Below are 22,304 nucleotides of genomic sequence, written 5' to 3'. Positions count from 1 at the left end.
GCGCTCGATCGGGTCGACCGACTGCGCGCAGCCGGTGAGCAGCAGGACGGGGGCGAGCACCCCCGCCGCGACCGCCGCCACCCGGCCCCTGGAAACCCAGGCCCTGGAAGCCCGGACCCTCGAAACCCGGCCCCGCGCGGGTCGGCCCCGCGCGGGTCGGCCCCGCGCGGGTCGGTTCACAGGTAGTCCTCGAGCCGCGCCACCGCGTACCCCTTCGCCGTGACCGTCTTCAGGACCGTGCGGACCATGTCGGGCATCGTGCCCTTCCAGTCCTCGCGGCCGCGGAAGTGCGTGAGGATGATGTCGCCCGGGTGCAGGTCCTTGTCCCACTCCCGCCACTCCATGTGCCGGGCGAAGCCCTCGGACGCCCACAGCGGCACCGCCTTGACGCCGCAGGACTTGGCGGCGCGCAGGGTGTCGCGGTTGTAGTTGCCGTACGGCGGCCGGAACAGCTCGGGCCGCTTCCCGTACCGCTTCTGGATGGTGTCCTGCATCCCGCAGATCTCCCGCCGCTGCCCCTCGTAGGACAGTCCCGGCAGATAGCGGTGGTTGAGCGTGTGGTTGTTCAGCACGACGCCGCTCTTCTGCATCCGCTTGAAGTAGCCGTAGTCCTCCTTGACCAGGTAGTCGCTGAGGAAGGCGGTGTACGGGATCTTCAGGTCGCGCATCATCCGCAGGAACGCCGGGTCCTTCTCGGCGCCGTCGTCGATCGTCAGGAAGACGACCTTGTCCTTGGTCGGGACGGTGGTGAACACCGGCGGCAGCTGCGCCTGTCCCTCGACCTCGAAGCCCTTGCGGGTGGTGATGCGGGGCTTGACGGCGGGCGCGGGGGGCGCGGCCAGCGGGGTCTGCGCGAGCCCCCAGCGCTTCGCCGCCGCGGCGCGCGCGGCCTGCTTCGCGCGCAGCGCGTCGGCGTACTCCCGCAGCGCCTGGGCGGGCGGACCGAGGCGCGGCTGCTGGCCGTGCGCGCCGGAGCCGCCCCGCTCGTCGCCGTCGGCGGCGCAGCCGGAGGCGATCGCGGTGGCGACGACGGCGGTGCTGACGGCCAGGGCGGCGAGGCGGCCGCGCCTGCGCCGCCCGCGCGCACCGCGCCGCCCGTCCGGCCCGCCCCTCCCGATCCGTTCGCCCCGCCCGCCCCGTCCACCCTCCCGGGAAAATTGTTCGTTTTGTCGTACTAGTCGCATGGCGCCGCATCCTCGCAGCTCAGGCAGGCCCTACGGGGCCGACACCGCCGCCGTACGCGCACCTTCCACCGACTGGCCCACAATGGGCGACGTGAACGATCCGCTTGCCTCCTTCGCCGCGCTCCGCACCGCCGAGGGCCAGGGCCTCCTCGACGCCGTACGGGACGTGGAACCGAGCCAGGAGCTCGCGGTGGCCACCCGGCTGCGCCGTGAGCACCCCGCCGACCTGGTCTCCGCCGCGCTCGCGCAGGCGCGGCTGCGGCAGCGGGCGGCTGCGAAGTTCGGCGCGGCGGACGCCGCCCGCATGTACTTCACACCGAACGGCGTCGAGCAGTCCACGCGCGCGTCCGTGGCGACGTACCGCGCGCGGCGCTTCAGCGACCCCGGCGAACTCGGCGGTCTCGGCGTACGCTCCGTCGCCGACCTCTGCTGCGGCATCGGCGGCGATGCCATCGCCCTCGCGCGCGCCGGGATCGCCGTCCTCGCCGTCGACCGCGACCCGCTGACCTGCGCGGTCGCCCGCGCCAACGCCGAAGTCCTCGGCCTCGCCGACCTCATCGAGGTCCGCGAGGCGGACGTGACCGACGTCGACACCTCCCCCTACGACGCCGTCTTCGTCGACCCCGCGCGGCGCGGCGGGCGCGGCCGCGTCTTCGACCCCGAGGCGTACTCGCCACCCCTCTCCTGGGCCGTCGAGACCGCCCGCAAGGCGCCCCGCGCCGCCCTCAAGATCGCCCCCGGTATCCCGCACGACGCCGTGCCCGGCGAGGCCGAGGCCGAGTGGATCTCGGACGGGGGTGACGTGAAGGAGGCCGTGCTGTGGTTCGGCGGTGACGCGCCCGGCTCACACCGGGCCACGCTGCTGCCGTCCGGTGACACCCTCGCCTCCCCCCTCGCCACGATGCTCCCCGACCCGGATGTGCGGGCCGTCGGGCGCTTCCTGTACGAGCCCGACGGGGCCGTCATCCGCGCCCATCTCGTCGCCGAGGTCGCCGCGCGGGTCGGCGGTGGGCTCATCGACGAGACCATCGCCTACGTCACCTCCGACGCCGCCGTCGTCACGCCCTACGCCCCTGGGTCCGCCACGGTGTTCCTCACCCGGGTCGGGGGCGCGCCGACGATGCTGGTGGGGCACCCGGTGGGGTAGGCCTCGCGGGGGCGCCCCAGTCCCACCCCTTCTCCGAAACCGGGGGCTGCCGCCCCCTGGACCCCCGCTATCGGCGCTCCGCGCCTCGTCCTCAAACGCCGGACGGGCTAAAACCTTGCCGCACCGGCGACATATCCAGCCCCTCCGGCGTTTGAGGAGCGGGGGTCTGGGGGCAGCGCCCCCCCCCCCCCCCCCCGCCTCGGCGAACCGCCCGAGCAGATCAAGATTCTTCGGATACGTACGTCTCCGCAGGTCGCGAGGGTGTCGCCGCCGACGGCGCGGACGCGCTCCGCCGCCCGTGCAGCACCGCCGTCGCCACCGCAGCCCCCACGAGCAGCGCCGCCGCCACCCCGAACGCCGCCGCGTACCCCTCCGCGAGCGCCCCGGGCCCCGGCCCCGCCCCCGGACCTTCCCCCGCCCTCGTCGCACTCGTCGCACTCGACGCACTCGACGCACTCGACGCACTCGACGCACTCGACGCCACCGTCACCAGCACCGCGAGCCCGATCGAACCCCCGAGCTGCCGCGAGGCGTTGAGCAGCCCGGACGCCATCCCGGTCTCCCCCGCCGCGACGCCCGACGTCGCCGCCGTGCCGAGCGGTACGAAGCACATGCCGATGCCGACGCTGGCCACGAGCGAAGGGCCGAGGATCGACCCCGCGAACGTGCCGCCCGCCTCGACCGCGAGCGCGAACCACGCGAACCCGGCGGCCCCGAGCAGCCCGCCCGCCACGAGGAGCGCCCGCTCCCCGACCCGGCCCACCGTGCGGGTCGCGATCACCGTGCCCGCGACGACGCCCGCGCAGAACGGCAGGAAGGCCGCTCCGGCGCGCGTGGGCCCGTACGCCATGACGTCCTGGAGGTAGAGCGAGGTGAAGTAGAACGCGGCGAACTGGCCCGAGGACATCAGGAGCGCGAAGACGTTCGCCGACAGGACGGGGCGGTGCGTGAGCAGGCCCAGGCGGAGCAGCGGGCCGCGCGCGTGCCGTTCGCCGCGCCGCTCGACCACGCAGAACGCGGCCAGGAGCACGGCCGCCGCGGCCAGCGTGCCCACGGTCGTCGCCGAGCCCCAGCCGTGGGTCTCGGTGCGGACCAGGCCGAGGACGAGCGCGCTCGTACCCGCCGTGACCAGGAGCGCGCCCGCCACGTCCAGGCGCGGCGCGGGCCCCGTGCGCCGGTCGGCGGGGATGCCGGAGCGGCTCGCCGCGAGCGCCACGAGCACCACCGGCACGTTGATCAGCATCACCGAGCGCCAGCCCACCCAGTCCGTGAGCAGTCCGCCCGCCATGATCCCGACGGCACCGCCGAGCGCGCCCGAAGCGCCCCAGAGCCCGAGGGCCCGCGCCCGCTCCCGGCCCGCCGCGAAGTGGACGGTGATCAGAGCGAGCGCCACCGGCGCGAGGGCGGCGGCACCCGCCCCCTGCACCGCCCGCGCCGCGATCAGCTGCCCCGGGCTCTGCGCGAGACCGCCGACGAGGCTCGCGGCCCCGAACACCAGGAACCCGGCGACCAGCGTGCGCCTGCGCCCCACGAGGTCGGCCAGTCTGCCGCCGAGCATGAGCAGTCCGCCGAACGCGAGCGCGTACGCGTTGACGACCCAGGTCAGCGACTCGGGCGCGAAGCCGAGATCGGAGCCCATGTCGGGCAGGGCGATGTTGACGACGGACATGTCGAGGGAGACGAGGAACTGGACGGTCAGGAGGACGGGGAGCAGGAGCGGGCCGGGCGGAGGGGTCGAAGAGGCCGGAGAGGCCGGAGAGGCCGGAGAGGTCGTCATGCGGCGCACATTATTATACGCGTACAGAAATTAGCTATACGCGTACGGAAATTGACCGGAGGCAAGGCCCCGGGGGTCGGCCCCCGCACCTCCGGACGCGACAATGAGCGCGTGGCAGCGCGAGCGAACGGCGAGAAACCCGGCACGGCCGGGAACGGCACGGCCGGGAACGGCACGGCCGGGAACGGCACGGCCGGACAGACCCCGACCGGGCAGAAGCGCCGCGTCGGGCGCCCCCGGCGGATCGAGCCGGAGGCGATCGTCGACGTGGCGCGGCGCATCCTCCAGGAGGAGGGCGTCGCGGCGCTCAGCATGCGCCGGGTCGCCAAGGAGGTCGGCGCCACCCCCATGGCGCTCTACCACCACGTGCGCGACAAGGACGAGCTGCTGATGCTCACCCTGGCCGGGACGGCCGCGACCCTGCCCCGCCCCGAGCTGCCCGCCGACCCCCGCGACCGGCTGCTCGCCGTCGCCCTGCACATGCACGGCATCCTGCGGGAGCTGCCCTGGGTGGTGGAGGTCCTGAGCCTCGGCGACCTCAGCGACAAGGGCGCGATGTGGATGGTCGACGAGATCATCGGCGCGGGCGTCGCCTGCGGGCTCTCCCCCGTCGAGGCCGCGCACGCCTACCGCACCGTCTGGCACTGCGTGTACGGCGACCTCGCCTTCCGGAACGCGATGACGCGCCGCGCCGAGGAGCCCGACCGCAAGCGGTACTTCCCCGACACCCTCACGGAGGCCGACACCGCCGACCTGCCCCACGTCGCCCCGCTGGCCTCCCGCTGGGCGGAGCTGCGGGAGACCTACGACTTCGCCCGCCAGCTCGGCGCGGTGGTGGACGGCCTGCTCGGCCGCGCCACCCGCCCGACGCCGTCGCACCCGCGAGCGGACACGCCATAGACAACGCGGTTACCGACCGACTACACAGGGCTCTGCGCAGCACGCACGCCACAGGGGGGCACGCATGGCCGCATGGGGTCAAGGTGGGGCAGGGCAGGGCATACCCGGGCAAGGCATACCCGGGCAGGGCTCATGGGGGCAGGGCTTCAGGGGACGCGTCGCACCGCACGACGCCCCGGCCCTCCAGTGGACCGGCGCGGCCGTCCTGCTGTACGCGCTCACGGCGACGATCTGGATCGGGCACGAGGCCAACGAGGCCGTGGACGCCCCGTACTCCAGGTTCTCCTTCAAGGCCCTGTACGACCCGCGGCAGTTCCTGACGCCGGTCGCGCAGACCCACTACGACTGGGCGTTCCTCGTGACCGCCGTCGTCGTCGGCGCCCTCGCGCTCGGGCGGCTCCGGGTGGCGCGCGGGGGCCTCGCCCTGGTGGCGGCGCTCCTGATCTGCCTGTGCCTGCGGGAAGTCGTCGGCCTCATGGCCTCGGACGAGTACGGCGACCGCATCACCGAGATCGGCTATGGCAAGGCCCTGCTCACCTTCCGGTTCACGGGCATCGCCCTGGGGTGCGCGATCTGGGCGGCCGTCGCCCGCACCCGCGACCGGACGGACGGCACCCCGCCCCCGGCCCACCCTCCGGCCCCGCCACACCCCCCGTACGCGGACGCCCCGCCCCCGCCGTCCTACGCCCCCTACGGCGACCTGTACTCCGCCCGGCCCGGCGCGAACGTCCGCCGGCCGGCCTTCGTGGCGTCCGGCATCGCGCTGCTCCTGAGCGGCGCGATCGAGGTGAGCTGGCTGATCTACTCCCTCAACCGGGACCACGTCTACTTCATCGGCAGCAGGCCGGGCTCCGACGCGGGCGACTTCTTCCGGGCGGCGGTCGACGCCTCCCGCGGCTTCCCGCTCCCCCAGGCCTTCTACGCCCTGGCCCTGGTGGCCGCGCCCCTGCTCGTCGGCGCCCTGCTGCTCGCCGGGCGCCCAGCGGCCCGCGGCGCCGCGCTCGCCCTGGCGCTCGCCTCGACCTACTTCGACATCCGCACCCTGGTCCCGGCCTTCGACGACGGCTTCGACCTGTACTGGGACTCGACGCTCGGCACGCTCACCATCCTGACGCCGTTCGTCACCCTGCCGCTCCAGGCGCTGGTGGTGATCGCGCTGCTCGGGGCGCGCGAGGACGGCGCGGGCGCCTACGGGGGGCAGCCCTGGCCGAGGGACTCGAACCGCCACCGGTGAGGCGGCCGGGCGGACAACTCCACGGGGGGCTCGGCGAGTTCGGGCAGGTCGGCGTCGTACGCCGCGTCCCACCAGGTGATCACGAGGACGCGGTCCTGCGGCGCCTGGAAGGTCTCCCGGCGCAGCGGCGCGGGCTCAAGGGTCTGGGCCCGCGCCCACGCGAGGAGTTCCGGGCCCCGGCCCGCACCGGCCCGCGCCTCCCACATCAACGCGACGCTCATGAGCAGAGGTTGCCCTTCACGAGTAGAGGTTGTCCTTGCTGACCTCGTGCACATGGTCGTGGTCGTGGCTGTGCGCGTGCGCGCCCGGCACATGCGGCTCCGTCACCGGCAGCGAGGAGTCGGCCGAGAGCCCGAGGTCGGAGGCGGCGCGGTTGCGGGCGACCATCTCCGCGCCGAGCGCGGCGACCATCGCGCCGTTGTCCGTGCACAGCTTCGGCCGCGGCACCCGCAGCCGGATCCCGGCCCGCTCGCACCGCTCCTGGGCCATCGCCCGCAGCCGGGTGTTCGCGGCCACACCGCCCCCGATCATGAGGTGGTCCACGCCCTCGTCCTTGCAGGCGCGCACCGCCTTGCGGGTCAGCACGTCGACCACGGCCTCCTGGAAGGACGCCGCCACGTCCCGCACCGGAACCTCCTCGCCCGCGGCCCGCTTCGCCTCGATCCAGCGCGCCACCGAGGTCTTCAGGCCGGAGAAGGAGAAGTCGTACGCGGGATCGCGCGGCCCGGTCAGACCGCGCGGGAACGCGATGGCGTCCGGGTCGCCCTCACGGGCGTAACGGTCGATGACGGGACCACCCGGGAAGCCCAGGTTCAGGACCCGGGCGATCTTGTCGAAGGCCTCGCCCGCCGCGTCGTCGATCGTCGCCCCGAGGGGCCGCACGTCGGAGGTGATGTCGGTGGACAGGAGCAGCGAGGAGTGCCCGCCGGACACGAGGAGCGCCATCGTCGGCTCCGGCAGCGCCCCGTGCTCCAGCTGGTCCACGCAGATGTGCGACGCCAGGTGGTTCACGCCGTACAGCGGCTTGCCGAGCGCGTACGCGTACGCCTTCGCCGCCGAGACCCCGACGAGCAGCGCGCCCGCGAGGCCGGGGCCCGCGGTGACGGCGATGCCGTCCAGGTCCTTGGCGCTCACACCCGCGTCCTTCAGGGCGCGCTGGATGGTGGGGACCATCGCCTCCAGGTGCGCGCGGGACGCCACCTCGGGCACGACGCCGCCGAAGCGCGCGTGCTCGTCGACGCTGGACGCGACCGCGTCCGCGAGCAGCGTCGTGCCGCGGACGACGCCGACGCCCGTCTCGTCGCAGGAGGTCTCGATGCCGAGGACGAGGGGCTCGTCACGGGTGTCAGCCATGGATCTCGGTTCCTTGTACGCCGTTCAGCGGGCCAGGGGCCCGGCCGTCGGTGGGGCCGTCGGCCGATCCTTCGGCCGCGGGGTCGGGGGCGCCGTGCGCGGAGCAGTCCGCTGCGGCGGACGGGTCGGACAGGCGCATCACCAGCGCGTCCACGTTGCCCGGCTGGTAGTAGCCGCGGCGGAAGCCGATCGGCTCGAAGCCGAAGCGCTGGTAGAGCTTCTGCGCGCGGGTGTTGTCCACCCGCACTTCGAGCATCACCTCGGTCGCCTCGAAGGCCGTGGCGTGCCGCAGCAGTTCGGTGAGCAGCCGCGCGCCGAGGCCGGAGCCCCAGTGGTCGCGCGCGACGGCGATGGTCTGCACGTCGGCGGCGACCGCGGCGCCGCCGTCGGAGTCCGTCCCGGCGACGGCGAGGCCGCCATAGCCGACGAGGCGTTCGCCCTCGTACGCCACCAGGTAGCGGCGGGTCGAGCCGGGTCCGCGGGCATGCGCGAGCTCGGACCAGAACATGCCGCGCGACCAGGCGTCGTCCGGGAAGAGCTCCTTCTCCAGGGCGAGCACGGCGTCGATGTCCCACCAGCGCATCTCGCGCGGCACGACGGCGGGGGGCGGCGTCTTCGACGGCACGGTGGTCACTTGGGGGTGACCACCTTGTAGTTCTTGGGGACCTGGGCGTCGGGGCGGCGCAGGTACAGCGGGCGGGGTTCGAGCAGTTCCTCGCCCGCGGCGAGCCGCTCCGCCGCGAGCGCGGCCAGCGCCGCGGCCGACACGTGCTCGGGGCCGCGCACGTCCGTGAAGGTGTCCGGGTAGAGGGCGGCGCCCGCGCCGACGGCGGGGAGCCCGGCTACCTGCTCCGCGATGTCGGCGGGCCGGTCGACAGCCGGTCCGCCGACCCTCGTACGGGCGTCTTCGTAGCGCGCCCAGTAGACCTCCTTGCGGCGGGCGTCGGTCGCCACGACGAACGGCCCGTTCTCGATGCCCGCCGCGTACGCGAGGCCGTCGAGGGTGCACACCCCGTGCACCGGGACGCCGAGGGCGAGGCCGAAGGTGTCGGCGGTCATCAGGCCGACGCGCAGGCCCGTGTAGGGGCCGGGGCCGACGCCGACGACGACGTCCGTCACCGCGTCGAGTCCGAGGCCCGCCTCGGCGAGGACCCGGTCGACGGCGGGCAGCAGCAGCTCGCCGTGGCGGCGGGCGTCGACCTGGCTCGATTCGGCGACTGTTCCGAAGGAGGCCGTGCCGTCGTGCAGGGCGACGGTGACGGCGGGGGTGGCGGTATCCAGAGCGAGCAAGAGCACGCGAACAGCCTACGGCTCCGACGCCCGGCGCACGGCCGCCCCGGCACGGGCCGCGCCTGCTGCTACCGTCACCCCATAGCCGTACGTAGGAGAGGTGGGCCAGGTGTCAAGGAGCAGCTCGGGATTCGTGGCCGGGCTCACCGCGGCGGCACTCGCCGTGGTCGGCTTCCTCGCCTACCAGGCCTCCGCGAACGCCCCGGACGACCTCAACGCCCGCCCGGACAAGTCCCCGACGGCCCCCTCGCGCTCCCCCGGCGGCAAGACCGATCCGCTGAAGCTGCCCGCGGGTTCCGGCGCCGGCAAGCGCGTCGTGTACTCCCTCGAAGGGGACCGGGTGTGGCTGGTCGGTGAGTCCGGCAAGGTGAAGCGCACGTACAAGGTCACGCCGAGCACCGTGGACCCCGTGCCGGGTGCGTACGCCGTCACCTCGCGGACGGGTCAGGTCATAGGGTCCGACGGCGTGCAGATCGAGCACGTGGTGCGGTTCACGAGTGTCGACGGCATAGCGGTCGGGTTCAGCGCGGCGCTCAACGGCTCGACGCAGAAGCCGGACCCGGCGAAGAAGACCGGCGGTATCCGCTCCTCGCGTGAGGACGGCAACGTGATGTGGGACTTCGCCCTGTACGAGACGAAGGTCGTCGTGGTCCGCTAGGGCCGACCCGTCAGGCCACGCCCCCGTACTCCACCCCGCCCCCGTACTCCATCCACCCCGCGCCGCGGCGCCCGCTCAGGCGGCGTCGCGGCGTCGCTCGTCCGTGTGCACGGGCGCCGGACGCGCCGGTTCCTCGGGGGCGGGGGGCGGCGTGGAGACGGCGCTCGCGGCGGCGCAGGACGCCAGCAGATCGCTCATCGAGTACGCGTGGAAGGTCGTCGACGGCCCGTGCGGCCGGGGCTGCGCATCGCGTTCTGAAGCCGGCATGGACGCCTCCTGGGGCTCCGGGGGCAGACGTGGTTAGGTAGACCTAACCCGTACCTGGTATCCATGTGACCACGTACGACGCTCGGCGCGCAACATCTTGCCGACGGCTTGTCGGAAAGTTCGGGCGAACCGACGAGAACGCGTCACCTCGGGAACGCCCTTAGGGCCCCTCGGCCTCGGAGGGACCCCGCGCCGCCCCTCAGGCGGAGAGAACCGTCAGATCGGCCGCGGCCCACCGCTCCCCGATCCCCCGCAGCGTCACCTCGCGCACCTCGTCCGTGGTGTCCCCGACCGCGCGGTGGATGAGGACGTGCAGGCGATCCTCCGAGAGCTCCTCGACCTTGCCGTCGCCCCACTCGACGACGATCACGGAGTCGGGCAGCGACACGTCGAGGTCCAGGTCCTCCATCTCGTCGAGGCCACCGCCCAGGCGGTACGCGTCGACGTGGACCAGCGGCGGACCGTCGCCGAGGGAGGGGTGGACGCGGGCGATGACGAAGGTCGGGGAGGTGACGGCGCCGCGCACGCCGAGGCCCTCCCCGAGCCCGCGGGTCAGCGTCGTCTTGCCCGCGCCGAGCTCGCCGGTGAGCATGACGAGGTCTCCGGGGCGCAGGATCTTGGCCAGGCGGCGGCCCAACTCGCCCATCTGTCCGGGCGAGTTCACGGTGAGCTCGAGAGCGATGGCGGGGGCCGGGCTGTGCGGTGCTTCCATGACAGAAACGTTAGCCGCTCGGCGCACCCGCCCCGGCCCGGCCGACACCGGGCCCGGCGCCTCACATGGCGGCGCTCCCTGCCTGTTCCTTGGCCCTGACCAGCAGATCGGCGATGCGGTCGGTGACCACCTCGGGGTGTTCGAGCATCACCAGGTGCCCGGCGTCGGGGACGAGCACCAGTTCGGCGTCCGGCAGCAGGTCCGCGATGGCCTCGCTGTGCTCGCTCGGGGTGACGAGGTCCTTGTCACCCGCGAGGACGAGCACGGGAAGCCCGGCGAAGTGGACGAGCGCCTCGGCCTTGTCGTGCTCGGCGAAGGCGGGGTAGAACTCGGCGACCACGTCGATGGGCGTGGACTCGATGAGCCGCTCCGCGAACCGGGCGACGGCGGGGTCGACGTCCTTCGAGGCGAACGAGTAGCGCTTGATGACGCCCGCGAACAGGTCGGCGGTGGCGCGGCGCCCCTTCTCCACCAGGTCGGCCTGCGAGCCGAGCGCCTTCAGGACCCCGGGCAGCACCCGCCGCACGGCGTTCATCCCCGCGACGGGAAGCCCGAAGCTGACCTCGCCGAGCTTGCCGGAGGAGGTGCCGACGAGGACCACACCCACCACGCGGTCGCGGATCAGCTCCGGGAACTGGTCGGCGAGGGCCATCGTCGTCATGCCGCCCATGGAGTGGCCGACGAGGACGAGGGGCCCGGTGGGCGCGGCCGCGTCGATGACGGCCTTCAGGTCCCGGCCGAGCTGATCGATGGAGACGGGCTTGTCGTCGTGGATCTGGGCCATGCCGCGACCGGAGCGGCCGTGGCTGCGCTGGTCCCAGTAGACGCAGCGCACGACACCGCGCAGGGCGGCGCGCTGGAAGTGCCAGGAGTCCTGGCCGAGACAGTAGCCGTGGCTGAAGACGACGGTGACGGGATCGGGCGCCTTACGCCCGAAGAGCCGCAACCGCCGAGGAGTCTGCGCACCGTCCCCGGCCCCCTCCCCACGGCCGTCCCCCACCTCGTCGACTTCATAGGCGAGCTCCGTGCCGTCGTCGGCGTAGGCCTTGCCGGGCATGCCGCGCAGCGAGCCGAAGGGCCCGGAGGCGTCGAGGGCGAGGCGGGCCTTCTTGCGCATGCCGCGTCCGACGGTCATCCGCTCGATGGCGACGCCGGCCGCGGCGCCCGCGGCGATGACTCCTATGGCGGCGCCCGCGATGCCGGCCCGCCGCCAGTTGCTGCCCGCGGAACCGGCGGCCTCGGCCACTTCGGTCACCAAGTCCGCGGCGGCCGCCCCCGTGCTGCCCTCGCCCACGTGCCGCTCCTCTTCAGTCGTCGCTGCCGCTGTGCCGCTCGTCGACATAGACGCGCGGAACGCGGGAACCGATGCGAGTCACGATCTCGTACGCGATGGTGCCCGCCGCGCGCGCCCAGTCCTCGGCGGTCGGCTCACCCCGGTCACCGGCCCCGAAGAGCACGGCCTCCGCCCCGGCCTCGGGCTCGTCGCCGCCCAGGTCGACCACGAACTGGTCCATGGCGATGCGGCCCGCGGCGGTACGCCACTTGCCGCTGACCAGGACGGGTCCGGAGCCGGAGGCGTGCCGGGGGATGCCGTCGCCGTACCCGGCAGGGACCAGGCCGAGGGTGGTGGCGACGGGGGTGGTGTAGTGGTGGCCGTAGCTCACGCCGTGGTCGGCCGGGGCGTGCTTGACCGAGGCCAGGGCGGCGGCGACGGTCATGACGGGGCGCAGACCGAAGTCCTGCGGGGTGCCGATCTCGGGACTGGGAGAGACGCCGTACATGGCGATGCCGGGCCGTACGAGATCGAAGTGGGCCTCGGGAACAGTCAGAGTCGCCGGCGAATTGGCGATGTGCCGCACCTCGGCGCGCACCCCCTCCCCCTCCGCGTACGCGAGCATCTCCCGGAACACATCGAGCTGACTCTTGATGGAGGGGTGCCCCGGCTCGTCGGCGCAGGCGAAGTGGGACCACAGCCCGGTCACCTGCACGAGCCCGTCCGCCTCGGCGCGCAGGGCCGCCGCGATCAGCTCGGGCCAGTCCTCGGGCATGCAGCCGTTGCGGCCGAGGCCGGTGTCCGCCTTGAGCTGGACGCGGGCCGTACGGCCTGCGGCGCGGGCGGCCGCGGTGACCTCACGCAGGGCCCACATGCCGCTCACCGAAACGTCCACGTCGGCCTCGACGGCCTCGCGCCAGGGGCCGCCCGGGGTCCAGAGCCAGCACATCACGCGGCCGCCGACGCCTGCCGCGCGCAGGGCGAGGGCTTCCTCCGGGGTGGCGGTGCCCACCCAGGTGGCGCCCGCCTCCAGGGCGGCGCGGGCGCACGGGATCATTCCGTGGCCGTAGCCGTCCGCCTTCACGACGGCCATGAAGGCGGCCGTGGGGGCGTGGGCGCGGAGCGTACGCACGTTGGCCCTCAGGGCGGCGAGGTCGATCTCGGCGCGGACGCGCGGCAGTGCAGTGTCAGTCATCGCGCCCAAGTCTCTCAGAGCCGCATCTGGCCGGGGGCCCACACCCGTCCCACTCCCGCACCGTGGGGCCTCGCGTGCCCCACACCACCGCCGGCGTGGGCCGCCCCTCTCCCCACATCCACGCACCCCCTTGCCCGGGGCCGTTCCCTCGCCTCACATCACGGGCACCGTCGGCCGTGGGCTGTGCCCACCCGTGCCGCCCCTGGCGGCCCAGATGCCCACAGGGTGGGACGGCAGGCATCGCCGCCCACCGGACCGAAAGCAAGGCGGGAAACCCCACCGAACCGCCGGACGAACGAGGCACCCCCACCGAACCGTCGAACGAACGAGGCGCCCCCACCGGACCGTCGGACAAACCGGGAACCTCCACCCGACCGTCGGACAAAACGGGACCCCCCACCGGACCGAAAGCCGAATGGGGGACCCCCACCGAACAGACCCCCGCAATCCGAACCGGAGGGGACGTGCCGGTATGTCCGCGCGCAGCTCGGCTCACCACGAGGGGCGTACAGGGAACGTGGGCGACGACGCACACGCGTGCAGGAACGCCCCCACGGCCCCCGCGTCCCGAGCCTCGAGCCCGGCGGCCAGCAACGACCCGGCAAGCCCCGAGAGCACGTCCCCGCTCCCGGCCGTGGCCAGCCACGCGGTCCCCGTCGGATTGACCCGCACCGCCCGCCCCCCACCGGGCGACGCCACCAACGTGGTCGACCCCTTCAACAGCACCGTGGCCGCGTACCGCCCAGCCAACTCCCGCACCGAGTCGAGCCGAGCCCCCTCGACCTCGGCCCGCGACACTCCGAGCAGCGCAGCCGCCTCCCCGGCGTGCGGGGTGAGCAGGGTGGGCGCGGCACGCCCCCGCACGGCGTCGCGGTCGACGAGCCGCAGCCCGTCGGCGTCGATGAGGACGGGCACATCGGCGGCCACGACGTCACGCAACCGCCCGGCGTCGTCCCCGAGCCCGGGCCCGGCCACCCAGGCCTGCACCCGCCCGGCCTTGGCGGGCGGCCCGTCGGACACGAGGGCTTCGGGGAAACGGGCGATGACGGCGTCGGCGGCGGGCCCGACGTACCGCACGGCCCCGGCCCCGCCCCGCAGGGCACCGGCGACGGCGAGGACGGCGGCACCGGGGTAGCGGGCGGATCCGGCGACGACGCCGACGACCCCGCGCCGGTACTTGTCGCTCTCGGCGCCGGGCACGGGCAACAGCCGGTCGACGTCGACGTACTGAAGGGCTTCGAGCGCGGCTTCGTGTGGTCGGAGCGAGCCGTCGAGCCCGATGTCGACGAGCCGGACGGCCCCGGCGTACTCCCGCCCGGGGTCGACGAGCAACCCGGGCTTGTAGGTCCCGAAGGTCACGGTCGCGTCGGCGCGCACGGCGTCCCCGGCCACCTGCCCGGTGTCGGCGTCGACGCCACTCGGCAGATCCACGGCGACGACCAGGGCACCGGAGTCATCGGCGGCACGCACGAGCCGGGCGGCGAGGGGCCGCAGCGCACCCTTGCCGCCGATGCCGACGATGCCGTCGACGACGAGCTGGGCACGGCCGACGGCGGCGAGCGCGCCCTCCGAGACGACACCCCCGTCGCCGCTGGAGCCCTCACCACCCTCCGCACCGTCCACAGCGCGAACAACCCGCCCCCCGGCCCCCCGAAAAGCGGCGAGCCCACCCCCATGAACCCGCTCAGGAGCAAGCAGCACAGCGGTCACTCCAGCACCACGCCGAGCGAGCCGCGCCCCGGCGTACAGGGCGTCGCCCCCGTTGTCCCCGCTGCCGACGAGAAGCACGACCCGCGCCCCGTACACCTTGCCGAGCAACTGCCCGCAGGCGACGGCGAGCCCGGCGGCGGCGCGCTGCATCAGGGCGCCGTCGGGGACGCGGGCCATCAAGGCGTGCTCGGCGGCGCGAACACTCTCCACGCTGTAGGCGGTACGCATCCCCCAAGTCTCCCGCACGGGGGAACCCCGCGCCTGAGAGGCACCGCCCCCTACCCGTCAGCTACCCCCCTCAGCTCCCCCCAGCTACCCCTCAGCGATCACCACAGCGGAAGCGACCCCCGCGTCATGGCTCAACGAGACATGCCACCCCCGAACCCCCAGAGCCTCGGCCCGAGCGGCAACGGTCCCCGAGACACGCAGCCGGGGCTGCCCGCTGTCCTCGACGTACACCTCGGCATCGGTCCACCGCAGCCCGGCAGGCGCACCAAGGGCCTTGGCCAGAGCCTCCTTCGCGGCGAAGCGGGCGGCGAGGGAGGCGACCCCGCGCGGCTCCCCGCTGGGAAGGAACAACTCCGGCTCGACGAAGAGCCGTTCCCGCATCCCGGGGGTCCGCTCCAGAGAGGCGGCGAACCGCTCGATCTCGGCGACGTCGATCCCGACCCCAATAATCACGAACTCACTCCCCTGCTCACAGCCCCGCGCCCCCGCTCACAAGCTCACTCCACGGTCACCGACTTGGCCAGATTCCGAGGCTGATCCACCTCGTTGCCCCGGGCCACAGCGAGCTCACAGGCGAAGACCTGCAACGGCACCGTGGTCACGAGGGGCTGAAGCAGCGTAGGCGTAACGGGCACCCGGACCACATGATCGGCGTACGGGAGCACCGCGTCGTCGCCCTCCTCGGCGATGACGATGGTGCGGGCGCCCCGGGCCCGGATCTCCTGGATGTTGGAGACGATCTTGTCGTGGAGGACGGAGCGCCCACGGGGCGAGGGCACGACCACGACGACGGGCAGGCCCGGCTCCACGAGGGCGATGGGCCCGTGCTTGAGCTCACCGGCGGCGAAGCCCTCGGCGTGCATGTAGGCGAGTTCCTTGAGCTTGAGGGCGCCTTCGAGGGCGACGGGATACCCCACGTGCCGCCCGAGGAAGAGCACGGTCCCGGCCCCGGCGAGGGACCGGGCGAGCGCGCGGACGGGCTCCATCCCGGCGAGCACCCGCTCGACGGCGTCGCCGATGTCGGCCAGGTCCCGGACGACGCCGAGCACTTCGTCGCCCCACTTGGTGCCGCGCACCTGCCCCAGATACAGCGCCACCAGGTAACAGGCCACCAGCTGGGTCAGGAACGCCTTCGTGGAGGCGACGGCGACCTCGGGCCCGGCGTGGGTGTAGAGCACGGCGTCGGACTCGCGCGGAATCGTGGAGCCGTTGGTGTTGCAGATAGCGAGGACGCGGGAGCCCTGCTCACGGGCGTGCCGCAGGGCCATCAGGGTGTCCATGGTCTCGCCGGACTGCGAGATGGCGATGACGAGGGAGCGGGCGTCCAGGATCGGATCGCGGTATCGGAACTCGCTGGCGAGCTCGACCTCGCAGGGCAGCCGCGTCCAGTGCTCGATGGCGTACTTGGCGATGAGCCCGGCGTGGAAGGCGGTGCCGCAGGCGACGACCACGACCTTGTCGACGTCGCGCAGGTCGGCGGCGGGGATGCGCAGCTCGTCGAGGGTGAGCGCGCCGTCCGCGCCGATGCGGCCGAGGAGGGTGTCGGCGACGGCGCGCGGCTGCTCGGCGATCTCCTTGTGCATGAAGGAGGGGTACCCGCCCTTCTCGGCGGCGGCCGCGTCCCAGTCGACGCGGAAGTGCCGGACCTCGGCGGGGCGCCCGTCGAAGTCGGTGACGGTGACCTCGACGCCGCCGTCGCGCCGCACCTCGACGACCTGGTCCTGCCCCAGCTCGACGGCGGACCGGGTGTGCGCGATGAACGCGGCGACGTCGGAGGCGAGGAAGGCCTCGCCCTCGCCCACGCCGACCACGAGGGGCGAGTTCCGGCGCGCCCCCACGACCACGTCCGGGACGTCGGCGTGCACGGCGACCAGCGTGAACGCGCCCTGGAGCCGCCGGCACACAAGGCGCATGGCCTCGGCGAGGTCGGCGCAGCCCGAGAACTCCTCGGCGAGGAGGTGGGCGACGACCTCGGTGTCGGTCTCGGAGGACAGGACGTGCCCCCGTTCGGCCAGCTCGGCCCGCAGGGCGGCGAAGTTCTCGATGATGCCGTTGTGGACGACGGCGACGCGCCCGGCGTTGTCGAGGTGGGGGTGGGCGTTGCTGTCGGTGGGGCCGCCGTGGGTGGCCCAGCGGGTGTGTCCGATGCCGGTGGCGCCAGCCGGGAGCGGCCGGTCCACCAGGGCCTTCTCCAGGTTGACGAGCTTTCCGGACTTGCGGGCCGAGGCGATCTGGCCATCGGCGAGTACGGCCACTCCGGCCGAGTCGTATCCCCGGTACTCCAGGCGTCTGAGCCCGGCGAGCACCACTTCGAGCGCCGACTGCGAGCCGACGTATCCGACGATTCCGCACATGCCGGGAAGCGTACGTCCCGATATGCCCCGATACGCGTACCACGGGTACGACGCGTGCGCCCAAGGTGACGCACCCCACCCGCCCAGCTGTTCAAACAGCCGTAACAATGGAACGTGATCTCTTCGGTCTCAGCGCCCACGAAGGCGCCACGGGGCGCCCACCGGCACAAGCCGGAGGCGACCCCTTATGTCGACCTCACCCGATCCGAGTGGAGCGCGCTGCGCGAGAAGACGCCGCTGCCCCTCACCGCCGACGAAGTCGAGAAGCTGCGCGGCCTCGGCGACGTCATCGACCTCGACGAGGTCCGTGACATCTACCTGCCGCTGTCGCGCCTGCTGAATCTGTACGTGGGCGCGACGGACGGCCTGCGCGGCGCCCTGAACACGTTCCTGGGCGAGACGGGCGAGAAGGCCGCCCAGTCGGGCACGCCGTTCGTGATAGGCGTCGCCGGATCGGTGGCCGTCGGCAAGTCGACGGTCGCCCGCCTCCTGCAGGCCCTGCTCTCGCGCTGGCCGGAGCACCCGCGCGTGGAGCTGGTCACCACCGACGGCTTCCTGCTGCCCACCAAGGAGCTGCAGGCCCGCGGCCTGATGTCGCGCAAGGGCTTCCCCGAGTCGTACGACCGGCGGGCCCTGACCCGCTTCGTCGCCGACATCAAGGCGGGCAAGGACGAGGTGACGGCCCCCGTCTACTCGCACCTGATCTACGACATCGTGCCCGGCGAGCGCCTCACGGTCCGCCGCCCGGACATCCTCATCGTCGAGGGCCTGAACGTCCTGCAGCCGGCCCTGCCCGGCAAGGACGGCCGCACCCGCGTGGGCCTCGCCGACTACTTCGACTTCAGTGTGTACGTGGACGCCCGCCCCGAGGACATCGAGCGCTGGTACCTGAACCGTTTCCGCAAGCTGCGCGCCACGGCCTTCCAGAACCCGTCCTCGTACTTCCGCAAGTACACCCAGGTCTCCGAGGAGGAGGCCCTGGACTACGCCCGCACCACCTGGCGGACCATCAACAAGGTCAACCTCCTGGAGAACGTGGCCCCCACCCGCGGCCGCGCCACCCTCGTCGTCCGCAAGGGACCCGACCACAAGGTGCAGCGCCTCAGCCTGCGCAAGCTCTGAAGGCCCTGTCAGGCCCGCGTTAAGGTGCGGACATGCTGCATCTGCGCCTGATCACCCCGCCGGACAGGACCGATGACGTGGTGCGCCTGATCGAGAAGACACCGGGCACCACGCATCTGGCCGTCGTGGCGGGCGCGGCGCGCAACCCCTCGGGCGACATCGTCATGTGCGACGTCGCGCGCGAGGCGGGCGACGAGCTGATCGACGGGCTGCGGACGCTGGAGATCGACAAGTGCGGCTCGATCGCGCTGGAGAACATCGACCTGTCGCTGTCGCTGCGCGCCGACAAGGCGGAGGACGAGGCGCCGGGCGAGGGCGCGGACGCGGTCCTGTGGGAGCACCTGGAGGACGCCACCCACGAGGAGTCCACGCTCTCCGTCACCTACGTCGCCTTCATCACGCTCGCCACGATGATCGCCGCGTGCGGCGTGGTCCTCGACAACGCCATCCTGATCGTCGGCGCGATGGCGGTGGGCCCGGAGTTCGGGCCGCTCGCGGGCTTCTGCACGGCGCTCGTGCAGCGCACGCCCCGGCTGGCGCTGCGCTCGATGATCGCGCTGCTCGTGGGCTTCGCGGTGGCGATGGTGGTGACGGTGGGCTTCAGCTTCTTCATGGACGCGGTCGACCTGTTCGACGCGGAGTCCCTGGACGCCGCCCGCCCCAACACCCACTTCATCTACCGGCCCGACTGGTTCTCCTTCGTCGTGGCCGTCCTCGCGGGCGCCGCGGGCACACTCTCGCTGACGTCCGCGAAGTCGGGCGCCCTGGTGGGCGTCGCGATCTCGGTGACGACGGTCCCGGCGGCGGCGAACGCCGCGGTCGCCTTCAGCTACGACAAGTACAACCAGGCCTGGGGCTCCACCGAACAGCTGCTCCTGAACCTGCTCGGCATCGTCCTCGCCGGTACGTGCACGCTGGCCGCCCAGAAGCTGCTCTGGGCGCGACAGCGCGAACGTACCGCGAGGACACGCGAACTGGGCTAGCCCAGCGCGGACTTCACCACGTCGGCGAGGCGCCCGGCGACGGAGCGGGCCTGCTCGATGTCGGCGGCCTCGACCATCACGCGCACCAGCGGCTCGGTGCCGGAGGGACGGAGCAGCACCCGCCCGGTCTGGCCAAGATCCCGCTCGGCGTCGGCGACGGCCGAGGACAGCTCCGCGGAGGTCTTGACCCGGGACTTGTCGACGTCGGGGACGTTGATGAGGACCTGCGGCAGGCGCTCCATGACGGCGGCGAGCTCGGCGAGGCTCCGGCCGGTCTCGGCGACGCGGGCGGCGAGGAGCAGGCCGGTGAGGGTGCCGTCGCCGGTGGTGGCGTGGTCGAGGACGATGACGTGTCCCGACTGCTCGCCGCCGAGGGCGTAGCCGTGCTCCTTCATCGACTCCAGGACGTACCGGTCGCCGACGGCCGTCTGCACCAGGGACAGGCCCTCGCGCTCCATGGCCAGCTTGAAGCCGAGGTTCGACATGACGGTCGCGACAACGGTGTCCTGGCGCAGCACGCCGCGCTCGCGCATGGCGAGGGCGAGCACGGCGAGGATCTGGTCGCCGTCGACCTCGGCGCCGGTGTGGTCCACGGCCAGGCAGCGGTCGGCGTCGCCGTCGTGGGCGATGCCGAGGGCGGCGCCGTGCTCGACGACGGCGGCCTTCAGGAGGTCGAGGTGGGTGGAGCCGCAGCCGTCGTTGATGTTGAGGCCGTCCGGCTTGGCGCCGATGGTGATGATCTCGGCACCGGCGCGGGCGAACGCCTCGGGCGAGACCCGCGCGGCCGCGCCGTGCGCCTCGTCCAGGACGACCTTGAGCCCGTCGAGCCGGTTGGGCAGCACACCGATGAGGTGGGCGACGTACTGGTCGAAGCCTTCGTCGTACGTCGTCACGCGGCCGACGCCCGCACCCGTGGGGCGCTCCCAGGGGGCGCCGGTGCGGTGCTCGTCGTACACGGCCTCGATGCGGTCCTCGAGGTCGTCGGCGAGCTTGTGGCCGCCGCGGGCGAAGAACTTGATGCCGTTGTCGGGCATCGCGTTGTGGCTGGCGGAGAGCATCACGCCGAGGTCGGCGCCCAGCGCACCGGTGAGATGCGCCACCGCGGGGGTGGGCAGCACACCGACGCGCAGGACGTCCACGCCCGCGCTGGCGAGACCCGCGACGACCGCGGCCTCAAGGAACTCCCCGGACGCCCGCGGATCTCGTCCGACCACCGCCGTCGGGCGATGGCCTTCGAAGGTGCCCGCTTCGGCGAGCACATGTGCCGCGGCGACCGAGAGCCCGAGCGCGAGCTCGGCCGTCAGATCCGCGTTGGCGACACCGCGCACACCGTCCGTGCCGAAGAGTCGTCCCACTGCTGTCCTCCGAACATTGAGTGTCGGCTGGTCCTGCGGACGCGGTGACGTCAGCGGCTCCACCGCACGGTCCCGGACGCTCAGCCTGTCGAACTTCTACCCCAGATCATGGGGTGCTGATAAACGAACGCCCCGACAGCACACAGGGTGCCGCCGGGGCGTTCGAGAAGTACTAGCAGGCAGCGGTGATTAGCGCTTGCTGTACTGCGGGGCCTTGCGGGCCTTCTTCAGACCGGCCTTCTTGCGCTCGACCGCACGGTCGTCACGCTTGAGGTAACCGGCCTTCTTGAGGGCGCCACGGTTGTTGTCGACGTCGGCCTCGTTCAGCGCACGGGCGACACCGAGACGGAGCGCACCGGCCTGACCGGAGACGCCGCCACCCGAGATGCGGGCGATGACGTCGTAGCGGCCGTCGAGCTCGAGCACCTTGAAGGGCTCGTTGACTTCCTGCTGGTGGACCTTGTTCGGGAAGTAGTCCTCGAGCGTACGCCCGTTGACCTTCCACTTGCCGGTGCCCGGGACGATCCGGACGCGGGCGATGGCGTTCTTGCGACGGCCCAGGCCGGCGGCCGGCTGCGGGTCGCCGAAGCGCGCGGCGTTGGACTCCGAGGTGTACTCGCCCTCCACGGGCGCGTCCGACTCGGTGGTGTACGACTCGATGTCGATGTTCTCGGCGGTCTCGTCGAGCGGCTGCTCAGCGGTGGTCTCGGCCACGATGCTCCTCAGATTCTTTTTCGTCTTAGGGGGTGGCCGGAACTACTGCGCGACCTGGGTGATCTCGAACGGGACCGGCTGCTGAGCGCCGTGCGGGTGCTGGTCGCCCGCGTAGACCTTCAGCTTCGAGAGCATCTGACGGCCCAGGGTGTTCTTCGGGAGCATGCCCTTGACGGCCTTCTCGACGGCCTTCTCGGGGTTCTTCTCAAGCAGCTCGTCGTAGCGGACCGAGCGGAGGCCGCCCGGGTACCCGGAGTGGCGGTACGCCATCTTCTGGGTCCGCTTGTTGCCGGACAGGTGCACCTTGTCGGCGTTGATGATGATGACGAAGTCACCAGCGTCGACATGCGGCGCGTAGATCGGCTTGTGCTTGCCCCGCAGGAGGGTGGCGGCAGTGGTCGCCAGGCGTCCCAGGACGACGTCCTGGGCGTCGATGACGTGCCACTGGCGGGTCACATCGCCGGGCTTGGGGCTGTACGTACGCACGGTTCGTAGCCTTCGCTTCTTCAGAGGTGGGGTTTCCCGGAGTCCAGCTCGGACCTCGGGAAAGGGTCCTGACAAGGCCACCTCGGACGATGGACGACAGCCTTGGCGGACCTCGGTGACGCAACCGAGTCCTGCCGCTGGTCATCGGCCCGGTGGGCCGGTGTAAGAGCCCCTCACGTGAGAATGAGAAAGCCAATACACATAACGAACAGGCAGAATACCCGCCGTGCCCCGTACGGGTCAAAACGGTGCCGCCACCCTCGCGGGCAGAAGCCGCCTCCCCCCTCCCTCACACCCCGCACACCGGGTCAGGCCCCCCCTTCCCCCCCCCCCCCGCAACAAGCCATTCCCACCCACCTGCC

22 protein-coding genes are annotated in these 22,304 nt (G+C 72.9%); 6 read left to right on the top strand and 16 right to left on the bottom strand.

Annotated elements, in window-relative coordinates; genetic code table 11:
* Positions 1 to 176: 176 nt before the first annotated feature.
* Entirely contained in the window at positions 177 to 1,184 is a 1,008-nt protein-coding gene (locus OO63_RS26720; protein ID WP_078619376.1) for a polysaccharide deacetylase family protein, read from the bottom strand.
* A gap of 82 nt (positions 1,185 to 1,266) precedes the next feature.
* Here OO63_RS26720 and OO63_RS26715 point away from each other — a divergent pair, with 82 nt between their 5' ends.
* Positions 1,267 to 2,331, top strand: a complete 1,065-nt coding sequence (locus tag OO63_RS26715; protein ID WP_033264496.1) for a methyltransferase domain-containing protein — start codon at positions 1,267 to 1,269, stop codon at positions 2,329 to 2,331.
* Between the two features lie 220 nt (positions 2,332 to 2,551).
* Here the strand turns inward: OO63_RS26715 and OO63_RS26710 are convergent, their stop codons facing one another.
* Positions 2,552 to 4,108: an MFS transporter gene (locus OO63_RS26710; protein WP_051811227.1), complete on the bottom strand. Its 1,557-nt coding sequence runs from the start codon at positions 4,106 to 4,108 to the stop codon at positions 2,552 to 2,554.
* Positions 4,109 to 4,219: 111 nt separating this feature from the next.
* On the opposite strand from OO63_RS26710, the gene OO63_RS26705 reads away from it, so the two are divergent.
* Both OO63_RS26705 and OO63_RS26700 read left to right on the top strand, forming a co-directional pair.
* Positions 4,220 to 5,008 carry a TetR/AcrR family transcriptional regulator gene (locus tag OO63_RS26705; RefSeq protein WP_031192522.1) on the top strand — a complete coding sequence of 263 codons (789 nt, stop codon included), beginning with the start codon at positions 4,220 to 4,222 and terminating at the stop codon, positions 5,006 to 5,008.
* A gap of 64 nt (positions 5,009 to 5,072) precedes the next feature.
* Positions 5,073 to 6,242 (top strand): hypothetical protein, encoded by a 1,170-nt coding sequence (locus OO63_RS26700; protein ID WP_031192523.1) that lies wholly within the window; start codon positions 5,073 to 5,075, stop codon positions 6,240 to 6,242.
* On the opposite strand, the gene OO63_RS26695 is transcribed toward OO63_RS26700, so the two are convergent.
* Genes OO63_RS26695 through tsaB form a run of 4 tightly spaced genes read right to left on the bottom strand, consistent with a single transcriptional unit; the run spans position 6,197 to position 8,891 of the window.
* On the bottom strand, positions 6,197 to 6,463 hold the full coding sequence (locus OO63_RS26695; RefSeq protein WP_030361411.1) for a hypothetical protein: 267 nt from the start codon (positions 6,461 to 6,463) through the stop codon (positions 6,197 to 6,199). The genes OO63_RS26700 and OO63_RS26695 overlap by 46 nt on opposite strands.
* A 16-nt stretch (positions 6,464 to 6,479) precedes the next feature.
* Complete coding sequence (gene tsaD / locus OO63_RS26690) at positions 6,480 to 7,595, bottom strand: tRNA (adenosine(37)-N6)-threonylcarbamoyltransferase complex transferase subunit TsaD (protein WP_030361410.1); 1,116 nt, start codon at positions 7,593 to 7,595, stop codon at positions 6,480 to 6,482.
* Positions 7,588 to 8,178, bottom strand: a complete 591-nt coding sequence (gene rimI / locus OO63_RS26685; protein ID WP_078619381.1) for a ribosomal protein S18-alanine N-acetyltransferase — start codon at positions 8,176 to 8,178, stop codon at positions 7,588 to 7,590. The genes tsaD and rimI overlap by 8 nt, the downstream gene beginning before the upstream one ends.
* 47 nt (positions 8,179 to 8,225) lie before the next feature.
* Entirely contained in the window at positions 8,226 to 8,891 is a 666-nt protein-coding gene (gene tsaB, locus OO63_RS26680) for a tRNA (adenosine(37)-N6)-threonylcarbamoyltransferase complex dimerization subunit type 1 TsaB (RefSeq protein WP_030361408.1), read from the bottom strand.
* A gap of 103 nt (positions 8,892 to 8,994) precedes the next feature.
* On the opposite strand from tsaB, the gene OO63_RS26675 reads away from it, so the two are divergent.
* A complete protein-coding gene (locus tag OO63_RS26675) occupies positions 8,995 to 9,543 on the top strand; it encodes a hypothetical protein (RefSeq protein WP_078619380.1) in 549 nt (182 codons plus the stop codon).
* Positions 9,544 to 9,618: 75 nt separating this feature from the next.
* On the opposite strand, the gene OO63_RS26670 is transcribed toward OO63_RS26675, so the two are convergent.
* From OO63_RS26670 to glmS, 7 genes are all read right to left on the bottom strand, one after another.
* Positions 9,619 to 9,810 carry a hypothetical protein gene (locus tag OO63_RS26670; protein WP_030361406.1) on the bottom strand — a complete coding sequence of 64 codons (192 nt, stop codon included), beginning with the start codon at positions 9,808 to 9,810 and terminating at the stop codon, positions 9,619 to 9,621.
* A gap of 199 nt (positions 9,811 to 10,009) precedes the next feature.
* Complete coding sequence (tsaE, locus tag OO63_RS26665; RefSeq protein WP_030361405.1) at positions 10,010 to 10,522, bottom strand: tRNA (adenosine(37)-N6)-threonylcarbamoyltransferase complex ATPase subunit type 1 TsaE; 513 nt, start codon at positions 10,520 to 10,522, stop codon at positions 10,010 to 10,012.
* Between the two features lie 61 nt (positions 10,523 to 10,583).
* A complete protein-coding gene (locus OO63_RS26660) occupies positions 10,584 to 11,816 on the bottom strand; it encodes an alpha/beta fold hydrolase (protein WP_030361404.1) in 1,233 nt (410 codons plus the stop codon).
* A 13-nt stretch (positions 11,817 to 11,829) separates the two neighbouring features.
* Positions 11,830 to 12,990: an alanine racemase gene (gene alr / locus OO63_RS26655; RefSeq protein ID WP_030361403.1), complete on the bottom strand. Its 1,161-nt coding sequence runs from the start codon at positions 12,988 to 12,990 to the stop codon at positions 11,830 to 11,832.
* Positions 12,991 to 13,482: 492 nt separating this feature from the next.
* Entirely contained in the window at positions 13,483 to 14,928 is a 1,446-nt protein-coding gene (locus tag OO63_RS26650; RefSeq protein WP_051811225.1) for an NAD(P)H-hydrate dehydratase, read from the bottom strand.
* An 84-nt stretch (positions 14,929 to 15,012) separates the two neighbouring features.
* Positions 15,013 to 15,381: a holo-ACP synthase gene (locus OO63_RS26645; RefSeq protein WP_030361401.1), complete on the bottom strand. Its 369-nt coding sequence runs from the start codon at positions 15,379 to 15,381 to the stop codon at positions 15,013 to 15,015.
* Positions 15,382 to 15,425: 44 nt separating this feature from the next.
* Entirely contained in the window at positions 15,426 to 17,282 is a 1,857-nt protein-coding gene (gene glmS, locus OO63_RS26640; protein WP_030361400.1) for a glutamine--fructose-6-phosphate transaminase (isomerizing), read from the bottom strand.
* A gap of 114 nt (positions 17,283 to 17,396) precedes the next feature.
* Here glmS and coaA point away from each other — a divergent pair, with 114 nt between their 5' ends.
* Positions 17,397 to 18,404, top strand: coding sequence for a type I pantothenate kinase (gene coaA, locus OO63_RS26635; RefSeq protein ID WP_234311341.1), 1,008 nt, complete (start codon positions 17,397 to 17,399; stop codon positions 18,402 to 18,404).
* A gap of 32 nt (positions 18,405 to 18,436) precedes the next feature.
* Positions 18,437 to 19,387 (top strand): DUF389 domain-containing protein, encoded by a 951-nt coding sequence (locus OO63_RS26630; RefSeq protein ID WP_030361398.1) that lies wholly within the window; start codon positions 18,437 to 18,439, stop codon positions 19,385 to 19,387.
* Here OO63_RS26630 and glmM read toward each other — a convergent pair.
* From glmM to rplM, 3 genes are all read right to left on the bottom strand, one after another.
* On the bottom strand, positions 19,384 to 20,742 hold the full coding sequence (glmM, locus tag OO63_RS26625) for a phosphoglucosamine mutase (RefSeq protein WP_030361397.1): 1,359 nt from the start codon (positions 20,740 to 20,742) through the stop codon (positions 19,384 to 19,386). The two genes, OO63_RS26630 and glmM, sit on opposite strands and share 4 nt — an antisense overlap.
* A gap of 189 nt (positions 20,743 to 20,931) precedes the next feature.
* Positions 20,932 to 21,456, bottom strand: a complete 525-nt coding sequence (gene rpsI / locus OO63_RS26620; RefSeq protein ID WP_030361396.1) for a 30S ribosomal protein S9 — start codon at positions 21,454 to 21,456, stop codon at positions 20,932 to 20,934.
* A 42-nt stretch (positions 21,457 to 21,498) separates the two neighbouring features.
* A complete protein-coding gene (gene rplM / locus OO63_RS26615) occupies positions 21,499 to 21,942 on the bottom strand; it encodes a 50S ribosomal protein L13 (RefSeq protein WP_030361395.1) in 444 nt (147 codons plus the stop codon).
* Positions 21,943 to 22,304: the final 362 nt, after the last annotated feature.

The sequence above is a fragment of the Streptomyces alboflavus genome, from assembly GCF_000716675.1.
GTDB lineage: Bacteria > Actinomycetota > Actinomycetes > Streptomycetales > Streptomycetaceae > Streptomyces > Streptomyces alboflavus.
This window is presented reverse-complemented; position numbering and strand designations above follow the sequence as displayed.

Coding starts and splice junctions, on each gene's coding strand:
- OO63_RS26720 (WP_078619376.1), bottom strand. CDS start 1,184: ATGCGACTAGTACGACAAAACGAACAATTTTCCCGGGAGGGTGGACGG.
- OO63_RS26715 (WP_033264496.1), top strand. CDS start 1,267: ATGGGCGACGTGAACGATCCGCTTGCCTCCTTCGCCGCGCTCCGCACC.
- OO63_RS26710 (WP_051811227.1), bottom strand. CDS start 4,108: ATGACGACCTCTCCGGCCTCTCCGGCCTCTCCGGCCTCTTCGACCCCT.
- OO63_RS26700 (WP_031192523.1), top strand. CDS start 5,073: ATGGCCGCATGGGGTCAAGGTGGGGCAGGGCAGGGCATACCCGGGCAA.
- OO63_RS26695 (WP_030361411.1), bottom strand. CDS start 6,463: ATGAGCGTCGCGTTGATGTGGGAGGCGCGGGCCGGTGCGGGCCGGGGC.
- tsaD (WP_030361410.1), bottom strand. CDS start 7,595: ATGGCTGACACCCGTGACGAGCCCCTCGTCCTCGGCATCGAGACCTCC.
- rimI (WP_078619381.1), bottom strand. CDS start 8,178: ATGCGCTGGTGGGACATCGACGCCGTGCTCGCCCTGGAGAAGGAGCTC.
- OO63_RS26670 (WP_030361406.1), bottom strand. CDS start 9,810: ATGCCGGCTTCAGAACGCGATGCGCAGCCCCGGCCGCACGGGCCGTCG.
- tsaE (WP_030361405.1), bottom strand. CDS start 10,522: ATGGAAGCACCGCACAGCCCGGCCCCCGCCATCGCTCTCGAGCTCACC.
- alr (WP_030361403.1), bottom strand. CDS start 12,990: ATGACTGACACTGCACTGCCGCGCGTCCGCGCCGAGATCGACCTCGCC.
- OO63_RS26650 (WP_051811225.1), bottom strand. CDS start 14,928: ATGCGTACCGCCTACAGCGTGGAGAGTGTTCGCGCCGCCGAGCACGCC.
- glmS (WP_030361400.1), bottom strand. CDS start 17,282: ATGTGCGGAATCGTCGGATACGTCGGCTCGCAGTCGGCGCTCGAAGTG.
- OO63_RS26630 (WP_030361398.1), top strand. CDS start 18,437: ATGCTGCATCTGCGCCTGATCACCCCGCCGGACAGGACCGATGACGTG.